This is a genomic window from Microcoleus sp. bin48.metabat.b7b8b9.023, from assembly GCF_013299185.1.
Classification (GTDB): domain Bacteria; phylum Cyanobacteriota; class Cyanobacteriia; order Cyanobacteriales; family Microcoleaceae; genus Microcoleus.
Map to the genome: position 1 here is coordinate 20,114 of NZ_JAAFKG010000027.1, position 18,413 is coordinate 38,526.

The 18,413-nt window shown below is 44.8% G+C and carries 5 protein-coding genes; 3 read left to right on the top strand and 2 right to left on the bottom strand.

Translation table 11 applies throughout. The features are described 5' to 3' along the window. Positions 1-330 precede the first annotated feature (330 nt). Positions 331-2,808, bottom strand: a complete 2,478-nt coding sequence (gene ppsA, locus QZW82_RS16500; RefSeq protein WP_293149983.1) for a phosphoenolpyruvate synthase — start codon at positions 2,806-2,808, stop codon at positions 331-333. Between the two features lie 332 nt (positions 2,809-3,140). Continuing rightward, complete coding sequence (locus QZW82_RS16505) at positions 3,141-3,473, bottom strand: hypothetical protein (RefSeq protein WP_293149985.1); 333 nt, start codon at positions 3,471-3,473, stop codon at positions 3,141-3,143. A 112-nt stretch (positions 3,474-3,585) separates the two neighbouring features. Between QZW82_RS16505 and QZW82_RS16510 the strand changes: the two genes are divergently transcribed. The 3 genes from QZW82_RS16510 to QZW82_RS16520 all read left to right on the top strand — a co-directional run bounded on the left by QZW82_RS16510 (position 3,586) and on the right by QZW82_RS16520 (position 17,881). Further along, positions 3,586-10,062: a PAS domain S-box protein gene (locus QZW82_RS16510; protein ID WP_293149987.1), complete on the top strand. Its 6,477-nt coding sequence runs from the start codon at positions 3,586-3,588 to the stop codon at positions 10,060-10,062. Between the two features lie 368 nt (positions 10,063-10,430). Beyond that, positions 10,431-11,678 (top strand): response regulator, encoded by a 1,248-nt coding sequence (locus tag QZW82_RS16515; protein ID WP_293149989.1) that lies wholly within the window; start codon positions 10,431-10,433, stop codon positions 11,676-11,678. A 1,193-nt stretch (positions 11,679-12,871) separates the two neighbouring features. Continuing rightward, on the top strand, positions 12,872-17,881 hold the full coding sequence (locus QZW82_RS16520) for a PAS domain S-box protein (protein WP_293149991.1): 5,010 nt from the start codon (positions 12,872-12,874) through the stop codon (positions 17,879-17,881). Positions 17,882-18,413 lie beyond the last annotated feature (532 nt).

An 18,413-nucleotide genomic window follows, 5' to 3' on the forward strand; every position in this document is an offset into this window, starting at 1 on the left:
CGTAGTGAGGACTTTAGTCCTTTCTAAATCAGAGGACTAAAGTCCTCACTACGAAGGGTAATAGGTTCGTAGTGAGGACTTTAGTCCTTTCTAAATCAGAGGACTAAAGTCCTCACTACGAAGGGTAATAGGCGTAGTGAGGACTTTAGTCCTTTCTAAATCAGAGGACTAAAGTCCTCACTACGAAGGGTAATAGGTTCGTAGTGAGGACTTTAGTCCTTTCTAAATCAGAGGACTAAAGTCCTCACTACGAAGGGTAATAGGCGTAGTGAGGACTTTAGTCCTTTCTAAATCAGAGGGCTAAAGTCCTCACTACGAAGGGGAGATGGATTAAACTTTAGCAACCTGGGCCGCTAAATCCATTACCGTACCGGAAGCCTCCACCTTAGCAACATCAAGCAAAGTCTTCAAAACCGAATCGGGATTCAAACTAATCGAATCAATTCCCAACTCCACCAAAAAGCGAGCAAACTCAGGATAATCGCTGGGCGCTTGGCCGCAAATGCCTATCTTGCGATCGTACTTTTTGGCGGCTTTAATGGCAATTTCGACCATCCGCTTCACAGCTTCATTGCGTTCGTCAAAGATGTGGGCGACTAAGGCAGAATCCCGGTCTAATCCTAATGTTAGCTGAGTTAAGTCGTTAGAGCCGATCGAGAATCCGTCAAACACCCTGGCAAATTCGTCAGCAAATATGACATTGCTGGGCAATTCGCACATCACGTACACCTGCAAGCCATTTTCACCCTTGACTAAACCGTGTTTTGCCATCTCGGCCAACACTTTGCGGCCTTCCTCCGGCGTGCGACAAAACGGAATCATCGGAATCACATTTGTCAAGCCCATTTCGTCGCGAACGCGCTTCAATGCCTTGCATTCCAAAGCATAAGCTTCGCGGTAATTCGGGTCATAATAACGAGAAGCGCCGCGCCACCCGATCATCGGGTTTTCTTCCTTCGGTTCAAACTGCCGCCCTCCCAGCAGATTAGCATATTCGTTGCTCTTGAAATCGCTCATCCGCACGATGACAGGATTGGGATAAAATGCGGCGGCGATGGTGGCAATTCCGCGGGCTAGTTTGTCGGTAAAGAAATCGGGTTTGTGTTTGTAAAGTGCTGTGAGTTTGGCAATTTGGCGCTTGACTGATGTGTCGGTCAATTCGTCAAAGTGAATCAGTGCCAAGGGATGCGCTTTGATGTGGTTGGCGATGATGAATTCTAGCCGCGCTAACCCTACGCCATCGCAAGGAATTGCTGACAAACCAAAAGCTTCTTCTGGGTTGCCGACATTCATTAAAATTTGAGTGCGGGTGCGGGGCAAATTGTCGATCGCAGTTTCTTGAATTTCAAAAGGCACTAAACCAGAATAAACTTTGCCTTCCTCTCCTTCGGCACAAGAAACAGTAATTTCTTGATTGTTTTGCAAGACTTTGGTACCGTCGCCGGTGCCGACAATGGCGGGGATTCCCATTTCCCGGGCAATGATCGCAGCATGGCAAGTACGGCCGCCGGAATTGGTGACAATCGCGCTGGCTTTTTTCATGATCGGTTCCCAATCCGGGTCAGTTTTGTTGGTAACAAGAACTTCCCCTGCTTCAAAGTCAGCGATTTGGTGAACGTCTAAAATTACGCGGGCTTTACCTTGTCCGATAGCTTCACCAACGGCACGCCCTGTTGCCAAAACTGCGCTGGAACCTTGCAATTTGTAGTTGCGTAAAACTGTAGCAGATTTTTGTGCTTGTACTGTTTCCGGCCGCGCTTGGACGATGAATAGTTCGCCTGTATTGCCATCTTTTGCCCACTCGATGTCCATCGGCGTGTAGGTGCCGCGGACTTGAGAGTAGTGTTCTTCTATCTGTACGGCCCAACGTGCTAGTTGCAGAATTTCTTCATCGTTAAGGGCGTATTTGCCGCGTTCTGCTGGGGCTACCGAGAGGTTTTTGGTGTATTTGGAACCGCCGAGATCGTACACCATTTTGATGTCTTTGGTGCCGAGGCGTTTGTCGAGAATTGGGCGGAAACCTTGTTTTAATGTGGGTTTAAAAACTAGGTATTCGTCGGGATTTACTGCTCCTTGAACGATGTTTTCTCCTAATCCGTAGGCGGCGGTGATTAAGGCGGCATTTTTGAAGCCGGTTTCGGTGTCGATGCTGAACATGACGCCGGAGGATGCTAAGTCCGATCGCACCATTTTCTGCACGCCGACGGATAAGGCGACTTCAAAGTGGTCGAAACCTCGCTGTTGGCGGTAAGAAATCGCTCTGTCGGTGAAGGTGGAGGCGAAGCATTTGTGGCAGCATTGGAGGACGCTGGTGCAGCCGTGGACGTTGAGGTAGGTTTCTTGCTGTCCGGCGAAACTGGCGTCTGGTAAGTCTTCGGCGGTGGCGGACGAACGGACTGCTACGTCTGTACTGTCGCCGTAGCGATCGCACAGTCGATCGTAAGCATCTGCGATCGCCGCTTGCAAGTCTCGCGGAAACGGTGTATCGAGAATTAACGCCCGCGCTTGCTTCCCTTTGATGCGGAGGTTCTGGAGATTTTCTACGTCTAAATCGGCAAAGATTTCGCGCAATTTTGCTTCTAAACCCGCTGACTCGATGAAGTACCGATAAGCGTATGCTGTAGTTGCAAATCCATTGGGGACGCTGACTCCTTTGGGGGTTAACTGTTGAATCATTTCCCCCAATGAAGCATTTTTACCCCCTACTAATGGGATGTCGGCTATCCCGACTTCATCAAACCACAATATTAAGGCTTTTTCTTTGGGAATTAAAACTTGTTTTTCTTGAATTGCTAATTTTTCTGGCATTATTTTTTTCCTCAATTTCAGCTCAGTTCGCTCAGAGAATTTGAGATTTGATATGTGAGATTTACTCCACCACAGATGAATCTGCTAGCTTGAACAAGAGTCTAAAATTTTGCGCTGCTGGCGACTCGTTTTGGGAGCCTGTCTCCGTTTTTTGGTGGGATAAAAGGACGGTAAACCAAGGACGGTCATTTTTTTAATGTCGTTCTGTTTCGCCAACTGTTTCGCCAATTATCGGATGTTTCGAGAGGCGGTATCCACCCGAGTTTTTGATTGCCTCTATTTCAATATTATAACTTTTTTCCTAAATGGCAATACCCCAAGGGAAGATTTATTTAATAAATTGCAAATAGTAAAGAAATGGCAGTGGGGAGTTTCTGTAAGCTATCATAAAAAAGAGGAGTAAAAATGTGAACATCAAAAATAATTCCTACCGTTTTTTGGGCGGGCGCAGTGGTGCGGGGATACCGCTCGGATTGTGTTGGTAGTGTAAAGGGAAACCAAGGGGCCGTTGCCGGGGGCGATCGGCTGCCGGGGGCGATCGCCCAAAAAACACAACACCAAGCAGCTTCGTTTACCTCAAAAAACCTAGCTTCTAAAAAATGTAAAAGTTTGACCTCTAATTGAGTTGACGTACTTGGAGCAAAAACACAGTCGATGTAGAGCATTGTAGTTATTGAACAAAAAATATCTTATTTTTTATAACCGAGATTTTTGGCATTCAATTATTTTTATGCTATAATAGTTAGCTCGACTGCCTTACGATCATTAACAAGGTATATGATATCAGTTTTGAGCTCAACCGCAAAGCGAAACGGCTTTAAGGTTCTCCTGGTCGAAGACAATCAAGCCGAAGCCGATCTAATCGAAGAATTGTTATTAGAAACAAATGTCAGCCGAGCCGAACCCCAAAGGCTGTCAGTAAGCTGTACAGACCGTCTCAGCAAAGCGCAGCAAATTTTGCTCGGCGAACATTTTGATGTGATTTTACTTGACCTTTCGCTGCCCGACAGCCAAGACATAAGTACAATTGTTAACATACAAGAATACAGCCTCAATACTCCGATCGTCGTACTGACGGCGCACAACGATGAAGAACTCGCCGTGCAGTCAATCCAAGCAGGAGCTCAGGATTATCTAGTCAAGCGAAAAATCGACAGTGAGGTGTTAATGCGATCGCTCCGCTACGCAGTTGAGCGGCAGCACAACCAAGAAGCTTTGCAAAAAAGTGAAGCAAAATATCGCTCCGTAGTCGAAAATTCCCTCGTCGGAATTGCGATTATTGCTCCTCCAGTTTCCCTCTCAGAACCCACACAATGCCAGTGGTTGGAAGTTAACGATGCTTTGTGCAATTTGCTGGGATACGAGCGCCAAGAACTTTTGCACGGAAATTGGGAACAGTGGGGCTATCCTGAAGACTGGCAGGCTAGTTTAGAGCAGTTAAATAAAATTTTTGCCGGGGAGAGCGAAGGCTATATTTTAGACAAAAGATGGCGCAAAAAAGATGGAAAAATAGTTTATACTCGGGTTTCCCTGCGCTGCATCCGGGGCCGCGACGGCTCGATCGACCGGATGATTAAAGTAATTTTGGACGTGAGCGACCGCTATCACTACGAAGCCGAACTAAAAGCATCAGAAGAGTTTTTAAATCACACGATTAATGCTACTCCTGACCCAATTTTTGTCAAAGACGAGCAACATAGGTGGGTTGTACTAAACGATGCTTTTTGCGAATTGATGGGAAAAGGGCGATCGGAACTTATAGGTACGTCGGGATACGAGTTTTTGGGCGCAGCACAAGCCAAAGTTTTTGAGCAACAAGACGAGCAAGTATTGCAAAGAAGTATTCCCAAACAAACGGAAGAGACTTTTACAGATAGCGCAGGTCAAGAACGCATTATATCTACCAAAAAAACAGTTTTTAATAAAGCTAACGGCACTAAAATGTTGGTCGGAATCATGCGAGATGTGACCGAATACAAGCGCCAACAAATAGCATTGCAGGAAAGCGAAGCTCGATTTAAGATAATCAGCACCAACGTGCCGGGAATGATTTATCAATACAGGCTTTATGTGGATGGCAAAACATCTTTTACTTATGTTTCTTCTGGGAGTTGGCAGCTCTACAATTTAAGACCTGAAGAAATAGAAGAAAATGCCAGCTTGGCTTTTGCTACAGTTCACGCCGATGACATCTCAGACTTGCATCGAACGATCGCAACTTCAGCGGCGAGTCAGGAATCTTGGCAGCACCAGTGGCGACAAGTTACGGGAGAACGAGTGAAATGGCTGCAAGGCGCGGCTAAGCCCTCCAAGCAAGCCAATGGGGATATAGTTTGGGACGGTTTGGTGATGGATGTCACCGAATTAAAACAAACACAACAAGAGCGCGATCGCTTCTTTAGCATTTCGCTAGATTTACTTTGCATTGCAGGTTTTGACGGCTATTTCAAACGCTTAAACCCTGCTTGGTCAAATGTATTAGGTTACAGCCGAGACGAACTTCTAGCCAAACCTTTTATAGAATTCGTGCATCCAGAAGACAGAGCAATAACTATAGCAGAATTAGAAAAACTTCAAAATTCTCACCCCGTTATTAACTTAGAAAACCGCTGTATTTGCCCAGATGGTACTTATAAATGGCTGTCGTGGACGGCATCACCTTTTGCTGAAGAAAGTTTAATTTATGCAGTTGCCAGAGATATTACATTGAGCAAGCAAGCTGAAGCTGAATTGCGTAAAAGCGAAGCCACTAATCGCGCTCTTTTAAACGCGATACCCGATATGATATTCCGCTGTCGCGCCGACGGCACTTTTGTAGACTTCAAACCCGCAAAAGATATCCAAACCCTGGTACCGGAAAACATATTTATTGGTCAAAAAGCACAAGACATCTTGCCTGCTGCCTTTGCTAAAAAAATCTTGTCCGGCAATCAACAAGCGATCGAGATCGGCGAGATTCAAGTTGTAGAATATCAACTGCCAATTCAGGATGTACTGTGCGATTTTGAAGCGAGAATAGTCTTCTGTACGGATGACGAAATTATTGCGATCGTCCGGGACATCACCAGCCGCAAGCGTTTTGAGTCAAAACTCCAGCGACAAGCAGCAGCAATGGCTGCCGCTTCCGAAGGTATCGGTATTGTCAATGCCAGCGGAGAGCTGATTTATGCCAACGCAGCTAAACTCAAAATCTACGGTTACAATGCCCTAGAAGAAATATTGGGTAAAAGTTGGAAAATATTTTATGAAGGTGCAGAACTCGCAAGGTTTGAGCGGGAAATTATGCCGACTTTAGCGCGCCAAGGTTATTGCAGCACAGAAGCAGTAGGCTGCCGCCGCGATGGCTCTCAATTCCCTCAAGAAGTCTCGCTGACAGTCCTGCCTGAGGGCGAAATAATTTGCATTGTTCGCGATATTGCTGAGAAAAAGAAAGCAGAAGCAGATTTGGAAGATAGCAAGCGGTTCGGCGATCGCATTGCTGAGGCAAGTCCTAATATTTTGTATGTTTACGACTTGATAGAACAAAAAAATATTTATGCGAATGCTTCTATCTCTCAGATTATTGGCTATACAGTAGATGAGATTCAGGCAATGGGGCCGTTGATGTTAACTTTAATGCACCCGGAAGATGCCATCAAAATGCCTGATTATTTACAGCAAGTCGCAACGGGTACAGAAGGAGAGATCTTTGAAATTGAATACCGCATCCGGCACAAGGATGGTTCTTGGCGCTGGATTGTCAGCCGAGATACTGTATTTGCAAAAACAGCAGATGGCAAGTTAAAACAAATTCTCGGCACGGGAACTGATATTACAGAAAGCAAGCAAGCAGAAGATGAAATTAAGCTGTTGCTTGCAGCAACTCAAGCCATTAGTAAGTCTGTAGATTTTCACAGCGCTCTCCCTGATATCCTCCGGTTGCTGTGCACTGCGATCGGCTGGAATTTTGCTGAAGCTTGGATACCAGTTGCTAATGGTACTGTTTTGGGACACAGCGAAACTTGGTATGCTAGCGATCGCGATTTAGATAGGTTTGGCCACGAAAGTAAGAAAATTAGGTTCGCGCCTGGATTGGGAGTACCCGGACGGATTTGGTCAACCAAAAAGATGGAATGGATTGAAGATGTTTCTGTAGTCAATAATGCATTTTTTGCCCGATCGCAAATGGCGGGAGCAGTCGGATTGAAAGCTTGTTTCGGAGTGCCGATTCGCGCCAATTCAGAGGTGCTGGCAGTTTTACTGTTCTGCAAGCGCGATCGATCGATTATGGAACCGCGTATAGTAGAATTGGTCAATGCGGTAGCGACTCAGTTGGGTTCTCACATTCAGCGCAAACAAGCCGAAGAAGAATTGCGTAAAAGTGAAGAACGCTGGCAGTTAGTTCTTAAAGGCAATCAAGACGGAATTTGGGACTTGAATCTTCAAACAGATGAAGCTTTTCGATCGGCCCGCTGGCAAGAAATTATGGGTTACGCAGACGGCGAAATCGACAGCAGCAACAGCGAATGGATCGATCGCATCCATCCAGACGATCGCGATCGAGTGCAAGCCACAATCCAAGATTATCTCGATCGCCAAACCCCCAATTACGCCGCCGAATACCGCTTGCAGTGCAAAGACGGCAGCTACAAGTGGGTGCTCGCCCGCGCTCAAGCAGTCTGGGACGAAGCCGGAAACCCCCTGCGGATGGTGGGTTCGATGACCGATATCAGCGATCGCAAAGCAGCAGAATTAGCTTTGCTGCGGGTCACTCAAGCTGTGGAAAGTACCAGCGACGCGATCGCGATCGCCGACTTGAAAGGGCAGTCTATTTACCACAATCAAGCCTTCATTCAGCGTTACGGCTACACCGTGGAAGAACTCAACGAATTAGGCGATAGCGCCGCGCTTTACATCCGGCCTAAAAGTTACAAAAAAATCTATAAAAACATTCGCAAAGGTCGCTCTTGGTGCGGCGAAGTTGCCCTGCGAACCAAGAGCGATGAAGCTGTTACCGCTCTAGTGCGAGCCGATAGCATTAAAGACACAAACAACCATTCGGTTGGGTTAATTGCCGTCATTACAGACATCACAAAACGCAAAGAATCAGAAGCATTTTTGCGCCAGCAATTAAAGCGCGAACAGTTGGCAGTAGCCATGCTGGAACGCATTCGCTCTTCTCTTAATTTAGAACAAATCCTCACCAAAGCAGTTGAAGAAGTTCGCCAGTTTTTGCAAGTAAACCGGACTGTAATTTACCAATTTAATCCGGATTGGAGCGGGTTTGTTGCAGTCGAATCTGTTGACGAAAATACCCTATCAATTATAGGAATGGAAATTTATGACCCCTGTTTTGGGGAAGCCTACGTTCCTCTTTACCTAGATGGCAGAATTAGAGCTACAGAAGATGTTTGCAATGCCGGCCTCGCCGACTGTTACTTGAGTTTGTTGACTCGCCTCCAAGTGAGAGCAAGTCTAGTAGTCCCGATTTTGCAAGGCGAAAAATTGTGGGGGCTGTTGATAGCCCACCACTGCACTGGCCCCCATCCCTGGCAAAAATTGGAGGCAGAGTGCCTGAAACAATTGGGCGTGCAGTTGGCGATCGCCATTCAGCAATCGACCCTATTTGAACAAGCACAAATCGAAATAGCCGATCGCAAACAAGCAGAAGCCGCCCTGCAATTAGCCAAAGAAGCCGCCGAAACTGCCAACCGCGCTAAAAGCGACTTTCTCGCCAACATGAGCCACGAATTGCGGACGCCTTTGAACGGGATTTTAGGATACATTCAACTGCTCAAACCGGATAAGAATTTAACTGCGGAGCAACAAGAAAGTCTCAACAACGTTCACCAGTGCGGCAACCACCTGCTAACCCTGATTAATGACGTTTTAGACCTCTCGAAAATCGAAGCTAGTAAAATGGAACTGTCACCGACAAACCTGCATTTTCCTAGCTTTGTTAAAAGTATTGTCGATCTGTTCCAGATGCGCTCCCATCAAAAAGGAATTGCGTTTAATTACGAGCAGGTGTCGGCGCTGCCAGACTACGTTTTTGTTGATGAAATCAGATTGCGCCAAGTTTTGATTAATTTGCTCAGCAATGCGGTTAAGTTTACGGTGAGCGGTGGCGTGACCTTCAAAGTCGGTTACGCAGAAAATTATCCTCAAACCCACTGTGCGAAGTCTAGTTTGACAGCAGAAGTTGCTACTCAAACAATCAATTTGACTGCGAATGCAGACGATCCGAAAAAGTCGATCGCCCTGCGGGAAACCACAGAAGCGCCCGAAGCGATCGCCACAACTATTGGCGATCGGGCCCCAACCGCTAAAATTCGCTTTCAAATCGAAGATACCGGGATCGGCATCCGGCAGAATAAACTAGAAGAAATATTTTTGCCTTTTCATCAAGTGGGCGATCGTAACAATTTCGTCGAAGGTACCGGACTAGGACTTTCCATCAGCCAAAAATTAGTCAAAATAATGGGCAGTGACATTCACGTCCAAAGTACCCCCGGCAAAGGTAGCATATTTTGGTTGGATATAGACTTGCCCGCAGTCGCCGAATATTCTGAAACCCCCTCCACACAAGAAAAACGCCGGCTTATCGGTTTTAGAGGCAGCCACCGGAAAGTCCTGATCGTAGACGATCACGAAGTAAATCGTGCCATGCTGCACAGACTGCTTTCTCGTTTGGGCTTTGACATTGCAGAAGCCACAGACGGCGCAGACTGTTTGCACAAAGCACAGGAATTTCTACCGGATCTAATTTTAATGGACTTGCTGATGCCAGTAATGGACGGCTGGGAAGCCACCAGGCGGCTGCGACAGTTGCCGGAATTAAAAGATGCGGTTATCCTTGCTTTGTCCGCTAGCGTTTACGAGACTACCAGGCAAAAAAGCATACTTGCAGGTTGCGATAATTTTGTCACCAAACCGATTCAAACTAACGACCTTTTAGAATTATTGCGCCTGCATTTGAGACTAGAATGGATTTACGAAGAGGGATCGGAAACCAAAAAACGCAAAGCTCAAACTCCCAAAGCATTATCGGAGATTGCGATTGCTGACTCAACAATAGTGTCTCCTGGTTCAGAGTCAGTCTTTGTCTTGTTAAGATTGGCTGCTATGGGCGATATTGAAGCTATTCTGGAGGAAACTGCTAAACTAGAAAATTCTGACCCGACATTAGTCCCTTTCGTTCAGCACGTTCGCCAACTTGCTAAAGGATTTCAGCTCAGGCAAATTCGAGATTTTTTGAAGCAACATTTGCCCTAAAATTGAGGGTAGCCAACCGATAAATTAAAATCAGTTAAATCTCACGCCCCGATCGTGATTGTCAATAACGCAATACGCTTGGATTAAACCCGATCCCCCCTTAGCTTGCCCCCTACTCGACCCCTACCCCCCTTAAAAAGGGGGGTACAGGATTCTTCTCAAAGTCCCCCGACTATCCGGGGGATGCGAGGGGGATCTCCGGAAAATAAACACTGTTAACTGAACAGTATTGCCCTATAAAGAGGCTATTGCCAACGTCGGCATCTACCCAGCAACCTGGTTTCTAGAAGCACGGAAAATCCCTTGAATCTGATGTAAAATTACAACCGACAACTCACAACTCAATCATTTTAATTTTTACCTTGAATATGAACGATAAGAATTCCGAAAGAAGCATCATACTAATTGTCGATGACAACCAAACAAATCTTGACGTACTTTTCGAGTTGTTAAGAAATTACGGATTTAAAGTATTAGTGGCTCTAGACGGCGAAAGTGCGATCGAGCAAATTGAATACATCCATCCCGACTTGATTCTTTTGGATATCATGATGCCCGGAATTGACGGTTTTGAAACTTGCCTGCGTTTGAAAGCAGACCCGTCAACCCGAGACATTCCAATCATCTTCATGAGCGCCCTTTCCGAGACCCTTGATAAAGTAAAAGGCTTTCAGACAGGAGCAGTTGACTACATCACTAAGCCTTTCCAGCACGAAGAAGTGTTGAGCCGCATAGAAACTCACTTGACAATCCGCAACTTGCAACAAAAACTCGAAGAAAAAAACCTAGAACTAGCCCAGCTCAACCAAAATCTGGAAAGACTTGTCGAACAAAAAACCAAGCAATTAATCGACCAGGAAAAAACAGCCATCATCGGACGTTTGACCCAGGGAATGGTGCACAACCTCAAAAGCCCGCTACAAGTGATCCAGACTAGCGTCGATTTGATTGAAACAAAAGCCACAAAAATTCAAGAAGACTCTTTTTTAAATTATACCAAATACATCTTTCAAGCTGTCTCAAAAATTAATCAGATTATGGATACTCTGATGATGAAAAGCAGGAAAGAACAAAACCAAGATTTGCATCCTGTAAATATCAACGATTTAGTCCAGCGAGAAATTCAACTATTGGAAGGAAATATGTTTTTCAAGAATAAGATTAGAAAAAAATACTTTTATGACGAACAGATTCCGAACCTTCCCTTAATTTATTCCTATATGTCTCAAGTATTTTATAACTTAATAAATAATGCAATGGATGCTATGTGGGAAAGAAAAAGTAGGGAACTAACTATCGTGACTCGGCAAGATAACTCGAACATATACATGGATATTGCAGATACGGGATGCGGCATAGCACCTGAAGATTTGTCAAAACTTTTTGACCCTTTTTATACGTCGAAGCCACCTAAAGGGGAAGAAAAAAACGAAGGGGAACCAACAGGAACTGGCCTCGGACTTTATACTTGTATTGAACTTTTAAAACCTTTTAATGGCGAGATTGCTATTAGCAGCAATCTCGGTCAAGGCAGCGTATTTACAGTCGTGCTTCCCAAACAGCCGAAAAATTTATCTGCTCAACTCAGTAAAATCCCCTCCGGTGAGAAAACCTGAATTAAGTTCGGCATCAGGTTCGTAGTGAGGACTTTAGTCCTTCTTTATTAAGGGTTCGTAGTGAGGACTTTAGTCCTTCTTTATCAAGGGTTCGTAGTGAGGACTTTAGTCCTTCTTTATTAAGGGTTCGTAGTGAGGACTTTAGTCCTTCTTTATCAAGGGTTCGTAGTGAGGACTTTAGTCCTTCTTTATCAAGGGTTCGTAGTGAGGACTTTAGTCCTTCTTTATCAAGGGTTCGTAGTGAGGACTTTAGTCCTTCTTTATCAAGGGTTCGTAGTGAAGACTTTAGTCCTTCTTTATTAAAGGTTCGTAGTGAGGACTTTAGTCCTTCTTTATCAAGGGTTCGTAGTGAGGACTTTAGTCCTTCTTTATTAAAGGTTCGTAGTGAGGACTTTAGTCCTTCTTTATTAAAGGTTCGTAGTGAGGACTTTAGTCCTTCTTTATACAAAAGATAGGAATAAAGTTCTCACTACAAACTGGCGTTACTTGTCAGTAATTCAACCGAGACAATTTGATAGTATGTTCCGTAAATTCACTGTAACTGAGCTAGGTTCGCAGTCAGGAATGTAGTCCTTCTCCATCTGCGATGTTTTGCCCAGTCTCTTGCTATTTCCTTGCCAAAAGTTGTAAATTAAAATAGAGTAGATTTGCAAGATCGCTAAAACTACGATAAATTTGGGTCACCAGGTTTGGAGTGAGGCCGACAAATTGCAGCAAATAGCTCAATTATATAGTAACCGCCACATCGGCGCGGACGTAAATAACCTCATCAATAAAGCCTAGACTTGTTTATGCCTCAACGCTTTAATTCCCCTACTTAAATGTCAACTGTCCCAGGTCAACTGTCAAGGCATACAAATAAATCTCGGGCGTCTGCAAGCACTCAGCCACCCTACAGCCTGCGGTTCAAGTTTCCCAAAAATGATGCCATTCCCTCAAAAGAATGCAACTCGCCGTACTCTCAACCATGAGAGTCATCCACTATTTCCAATTATTCAATTTTTAAAATTTTTAATATAAAATGATAGGAGCTAGGTAGCTGCATCCGCAGCAGTTTTTATTGGATAAATAAAAGTAGCAAACTGATATCGCTCGAAAAAAATAATGCAACTTTAGACAAGCGCGAAACCGGACACTCATCAGTAATTCCCAAATCTAAAATCTAAAATCTAAAATCTAAAATCTAAAATGGTATGACCTCTGTTCTTGAATCAACTTTAACGCCTGCTTGCTTGAAAGTTCTTTTAGTAGAAGACTGTGCCCAAGATGCAGCACTAATTCAAGAACTGCTGTCCGACGATCGCGAACTGAGAGTATCAATTGAGACAACCAATGTAGTTCGCATCGGGGAAGCGATAGAAATTTTAACCAGCGATGTTTTTGATGTAATTTTATTAGATTTAACCCTCCCTGATAGCCCAAAATTTAATACTTTCTTCCGCCTCCAAGATGGCGGAATCAATATTCCGATCGTCATTTTGATAGGGGCGGATGAAGAAGAATTGGCTGTCAATTTAATTGCCGCCGGCGCTCAAGATTATCTGGTGAAAAAAGAATTAGACAGCCGACTGCTGGTGCGGACGATCGAGTGCGCGATCGCCCGCCAGAAGCGACAAGCAGAATGGCAAAAAAGTCAAGGAAAATACCCCCAGGTTTTTGACAAGATCAAAGAAGTAGTTTTTGAAACAAATATTGCGGGCAATTGGACTTTTCTCAATCTTGCTTGGACGAAAATTACCGGATTTACGGTTGATGAAAGTTTAGGAAATTCCTGTTTGAGTTACATTCATGTTGACGACCAACACCAATATTTAAATTCCTCTAAAAATCTGACCAAAAATCAAGAAATATCCTGTTGCTATCAAATTCGATATCTTACCAAAAATGGCGAAATTCGCTGGGTAGAAGTTCAGGAATTTTTGATTTTTGGCGAAAACGGCGCGGCGCAGGGAACTACTGGAACTATTAACGATATTACGGAGAAAATTTTAGCCAGAGAGGAAGCGGAAGCTAATAAATCTTTTTTGAATTATACGATCGATGCAGTTGCCGATCCAATTTTTGTCAAAGATGAACAGCACCGCTGGATACTGTTAAATGATGCTTTTTGCAAGCTGATAGGCAAGCAGCGCGAGGAACTGCTAGGTAAATCGGATTACGATTTTTTTCCCAAAGAAGAAGCTGATTTTTTTTGGGAGAAAGACGAACAAGTGTTTGGAACCGGGGAAGAAAACAACAGCGAGGAAATATTTACGGATGTGAGCGGTGCTAAGCACATTCTGTCTACAAAAAAAACCGTATTTAAAAATACTGACGGCAGTAAAATACTCGTCGGAATAATTCGAGAGGTAACAGAGGATAAGCGGAAACTATTAGCACTGCAAGAAACCCAAGCTAGACTCCAGCAAATTGCTGCCAATTTGCCGGGAGTAATTTATCAATTTCGCTTCTCAAGCGACGGCAAACAATGTTTTCCTTACATTTCTTCTGGCAGCCGCGATTTATATGAATTGGAACCTGAAGATATTCAGGAAAATTCCGAACTTATGTTCAGTTGCATTCATCCAGATGACCTCCCAAAAATTCAAGAATCTATTGTTTATTCTGCGGCAAATATGGAGCCGTGGCAGCAGGAATGGCGCGCGATTATGCGGTCTGGAAAACTTAAATGGATGCGAGGTGTTTCGAGACCGGAACGAGTTAATTTGACGGCGCTCATAGGGGCCGAAGGCGATATTGTTTGGGAAGGGATGATACTGGATATTACTGATTTAAAAGAGACGGAAGCGGCTTTGCGGGAGAGCGAAGCAAGATTTCGATCGCTAATTGAGAATATTCCGGGCGCTATCTGCCGCAACTTATACGATGCTGATTGGACGATGGTGTTTGTGAGTGACGAACTTGAGGCAATTAGCGGCTATGCTGCTGGGGATTTTATTCACAACAACCGCTTGAGTTTTGCTAGCATCATCCATAAGGCAGACGGGGAAATGCTCGATCGACAAATCAGAGCGGCGGTAGACTCGAAACAGCCGTATCATGTAGAATACCGGATTGTGCGCGCTGACAGGTCGGTGCGCTGGGTGTCCCAAAGGGGTAGGGCGACTTACAATCCAGAAGGGTTGGTTTTGTGGCTTGACGGAGCGATTTTTGATATTACCGATCGCAAAAACGCCGAATATACCCTGTGTTTGGTAACTCAAGCTGTAGACAGTGCTAGCGATGCGATCGCGATCGCAGATTTAGACGGCTATTCAATTTATCACAATCAAGCATTTATTCAACGCTACGGCTATACAGTTGAGGAACTAAATAATGCCGGTGGCCCAGCAGTAATGTACGCCAAATCTCAAGAGTTAAGAAAATTATTTAAAGTCCTGCGGAAAGGTTTGTCATGGAGCAATGAAATTGCACTCAGGGCTAAAAACGGCGAAATTATCGAAACTCAATTGCGAGCTGACTGCATTAAAGATAGCGCCAGCAAACCAATAGGAATGATGGCAATCATTGCTGACCTTACAGACCTAAAACGCGCCGAATCAGCCTTAAAATTCAGTCAAGAGCGATTGCAGTTAGCGGTTTCAGGCAGCTCTTTGGGGCTGTGGGATTGGAATATAGCTACTGGCGAAACTTATTTCGACTCGCAGTGGAAATCAATGCTCGGTTACGCAGACACTGAAATTGACAACAACTTCCAAGGTTGGGAAAATTTGCTGCATCCCGAAGACAGAATCAGAGCAAGAGAATCTTTAAATTTATATTTTGAAGGTGGCATCGAGATCTATGAATTTGAATTTAGGCTCCTCAACAAAGCCGGAAATTGGCAGTGGATTTTGGGGATGGGCAAAGTAGTCGAGTACGACGAATGGGGTGCGCCATTGCGGATGACGGGTACTCACAAAGATATCAGCGCCCGCGTTGAAGCCGAAGCCGAAAAAACGCAGTTAATCGCATCTCTACAAGAACTTGCCGACCAATTGCAATATGCACAAGAAATTGGCCGCATGGGAAATTGGGAATTCGACATAGATACCGGTATTGTTAATTGGTCTACCGAAGTGTTTCGCATTTACTGTAGAGAATTTAATTGGCAGCCGACAATGACACAAATTTTAGAGCAAATTCATCCCGATGATAAGGAAAGCGTTACAGAAGCTTTGCAAAAGGCGGTGAATGAAGGGATAGCTTTCGACATCGACCACCGCATATATTGTCCACCAGCAGAAATCCGGCACGTTAACTGTAAAGGACAAGCTGTTAAAAATGACTTCGGTCAGGTGGTGCGACTGTTTGGCACGGAAATCGATATTACCGATCGCAAAAAAGCAGAAATTGCTTTGCAAGAAAGCGAACAGCGATTTCGGGCTGTATTTGAACAAGCGGCGATCGGGATTGTTAAAGTGTCGCCCGAAGGTAGTTTCTTGAATGCAAATCAAGGCTTCTGCAAGATTATCGGATACTCAGAATTGGAACTAAAACTGCGAAATGTTTGGGAAATTTCTCACCCCGAAGATGTAGAAGCAGATGTCGAGTCTGCCCAAAGACTGTTAGCTGGGGAAATTTTGAATTATTCACTTGAGAAACGCTTTGTGCACAAAGACGGTTCATTTGTTTGGGCTAATGTGACTGTATCTTTAGTGCGGGACGGGTTTGGGGAACCAAGCTACGGAATTGCTGTGATTGAAGATATTAATCACCGCAAACTTGCCGAGTCTATCTTGCGCCAGCAATTAAAACAAGAACGCTTGGTGGTAGGGATGCTGGAACGCATTCGCTCTTCTCTAAATTTAGAAGAAATCTTGACAAAAGCTGTTGCTGAAGTACGACATTTTCTGCAAACAGACCGGACAATTATTTATCGGTTTAATCCCGATTGGAGCGGTTTTGTAGCAGTTGAGGCGGTGGGTGAAAATTGGCGGTCGCTTCAGGGAATAAGTATTAACGATTCTTGCTTTAAAGACAGCTATGGTTCTGCTTACCAAAACGGTCGCACTGTAGCTGTGGATGATATTTATAAAGCTGGTCTTTCTGAGTGCTACATTAATTTATTAGCTCAATTTCAGGTGCGAGCTAATTTGGTAGTGCCGATTTTGCAAGGTGAGAAGTTGTGGGGCTTGTTGATTGCTCACGAGTGCGCTGGCTGCCGCCAATGGCTAAAAATTGAGGTGGAGTGTCTCAAACAAATTAGCGTGCAGTTAGCAATCGCGATCCAGCAATCGACGCTTTTTGAGCAAGCACAAACTGAAATTGCCGATCGCAGACAAGCGGAGTCAGCTTTGCAGGAATCGGAAGCGCGCGAACGTTCAAAAGCGCGAGAGTTGGAAGCAGCTATTAACAAACTCAGAACCACTCAAGCTCAGCTCGTTCAAAATGAAAAAATGGTGAGTTTGGGTCAGTTAGTTGCTGGTGTCGCTCACGAAATTAATAACCCAGTTAGCTTTATTCACGGCAATCTCAGTCCGGCTCGCCGTTACAGTTTAGATTTGTTGGAATTGATTAAAATTTATCAAGATTACTGTCCTAATCCTCCGGCTCAAGTGTTAGATAAACTCAATGAAATAGACTTGGATTATATTGCTGACGATTTCCCGAAATTGTTTACTTCTATGCAAGTAGGAACCGAGCGAATTGTCGAAATTGTCAAATCATTACGCAATTTTTCCCGGTTGGACGAGTCTGCTGGTAAGTCGGCGAACATTCACGAGGGAATTGACAGCACTTTGATGATTTTGCAAAATCGCTTGAAATCTCACAGCAGCCGTCCGGGGATTCAGATTGTTAAAGATTACCAGTTATTGCCGCAAGTTGAATGTTTTCCGGGCGAGTTGAATCAGGTATTTATGAATATTTTGATTAATGCGATCGATGCTTTGGAGGAACGGGACAAGGGGCGGACGATCGAGGAGTGCGATCGACATCCCAGTACGATCGCGATTCGGACTTATGAGGCTGCTGCGGGCTTCGTAGCGGTATCTATTGCGGACAACGGCGGGGGGATACCGGAGCCAGTGCGATCGAGGCTGTTTGACCCGTTTTTCACGACTAAGCCTGTGGGCAAGGGTACGGGTTTGGGACTGTCGATTTCTCACTCGATTGTAGTCGATCGCCACGGTGGCAGATTGACCTGTATTTCGACACTGGGAGAGGGATCGGAGTTTTTGATTGAAATTCCCGTGCGATCGAATTTAGCGAATACAAACTAAAATTTGGGAGATTTGGTAATACTAATTTTATCGTGGTCATTCATGTAACTGGATCAGATATCAACCCAAAAAACCCGGCGGTTGGAAACCGCGTCTACACAAACAAAACCTGCCTCCGCAGGTTGAAGAGTCACTCGCACATTTCTCTCAAATTCCATATTTCTTAGTCCGCAGAGGCGGACAGATATCAACCCAAAAAACCCGGCGGTTGGAAACCGCGTCTACACAAACAAAACCTGCCTCCGCAGGTTGAAGAGTCACTCGCACATTTCTCTCAAATTCCATATTTCTTAGTCCGCAGAGGCGGACATCGTTTGTGTAGATGCGGTTTCCAACCGCCGAGTATTTCAATGGTAACGAATATTAATTCCGGTTGTATCGGAATGATTAGTGCGATTCGTTGAAACGTGAATCACGGTGAAAGCCCGTACATAGCGTTTCCAGCCACAAGGCTGAACTCTCGGTCTGATAAGGGTGCAAGTCCCTTCTGCCAGACTCAGGCATGACTCCTTACCTGCCCACACCGACCGAG

Bases quoted from the DNA above. Each gene is read 5' to 3' on its own strand.
- ppsA (WP_293149983.1), bottom strand. From the start codon at position 2,808: ATGCCAGAAAAATTAGCAATTCAAGAAAAACAAGTTTTAATTCCCAAA.
- QZW82_RS16505 (WP_293149985.1), bottom strand. From the start codon at position 3,473: ATGCTCTACATCGACTGTGTTTTTGCTCCAAGTACGTCAACTCAATTA.
- QZW82_RS16510 (WP_293149987.1), top strand. From the start codon at position 3,586: ATGATATCAGTTTTGAGCTCAACCGCAAAGCGAAACGGCTTTAAGGTT.
- QZW82_RS16515 (WP_293149989.1), top strand. From the start codon at position 10,431: ATGAACGATAAGAATTCCGAAAGAAGCATCATACTAATTGTCGATGAC.
- QZW82_RS16520 (WP_293149991.1), top strand. From the start codon at position 12,872: ATGACCTCTGTTCTTGAATCAACTTTAACGCCTGCTTGCTTGAAAGTT.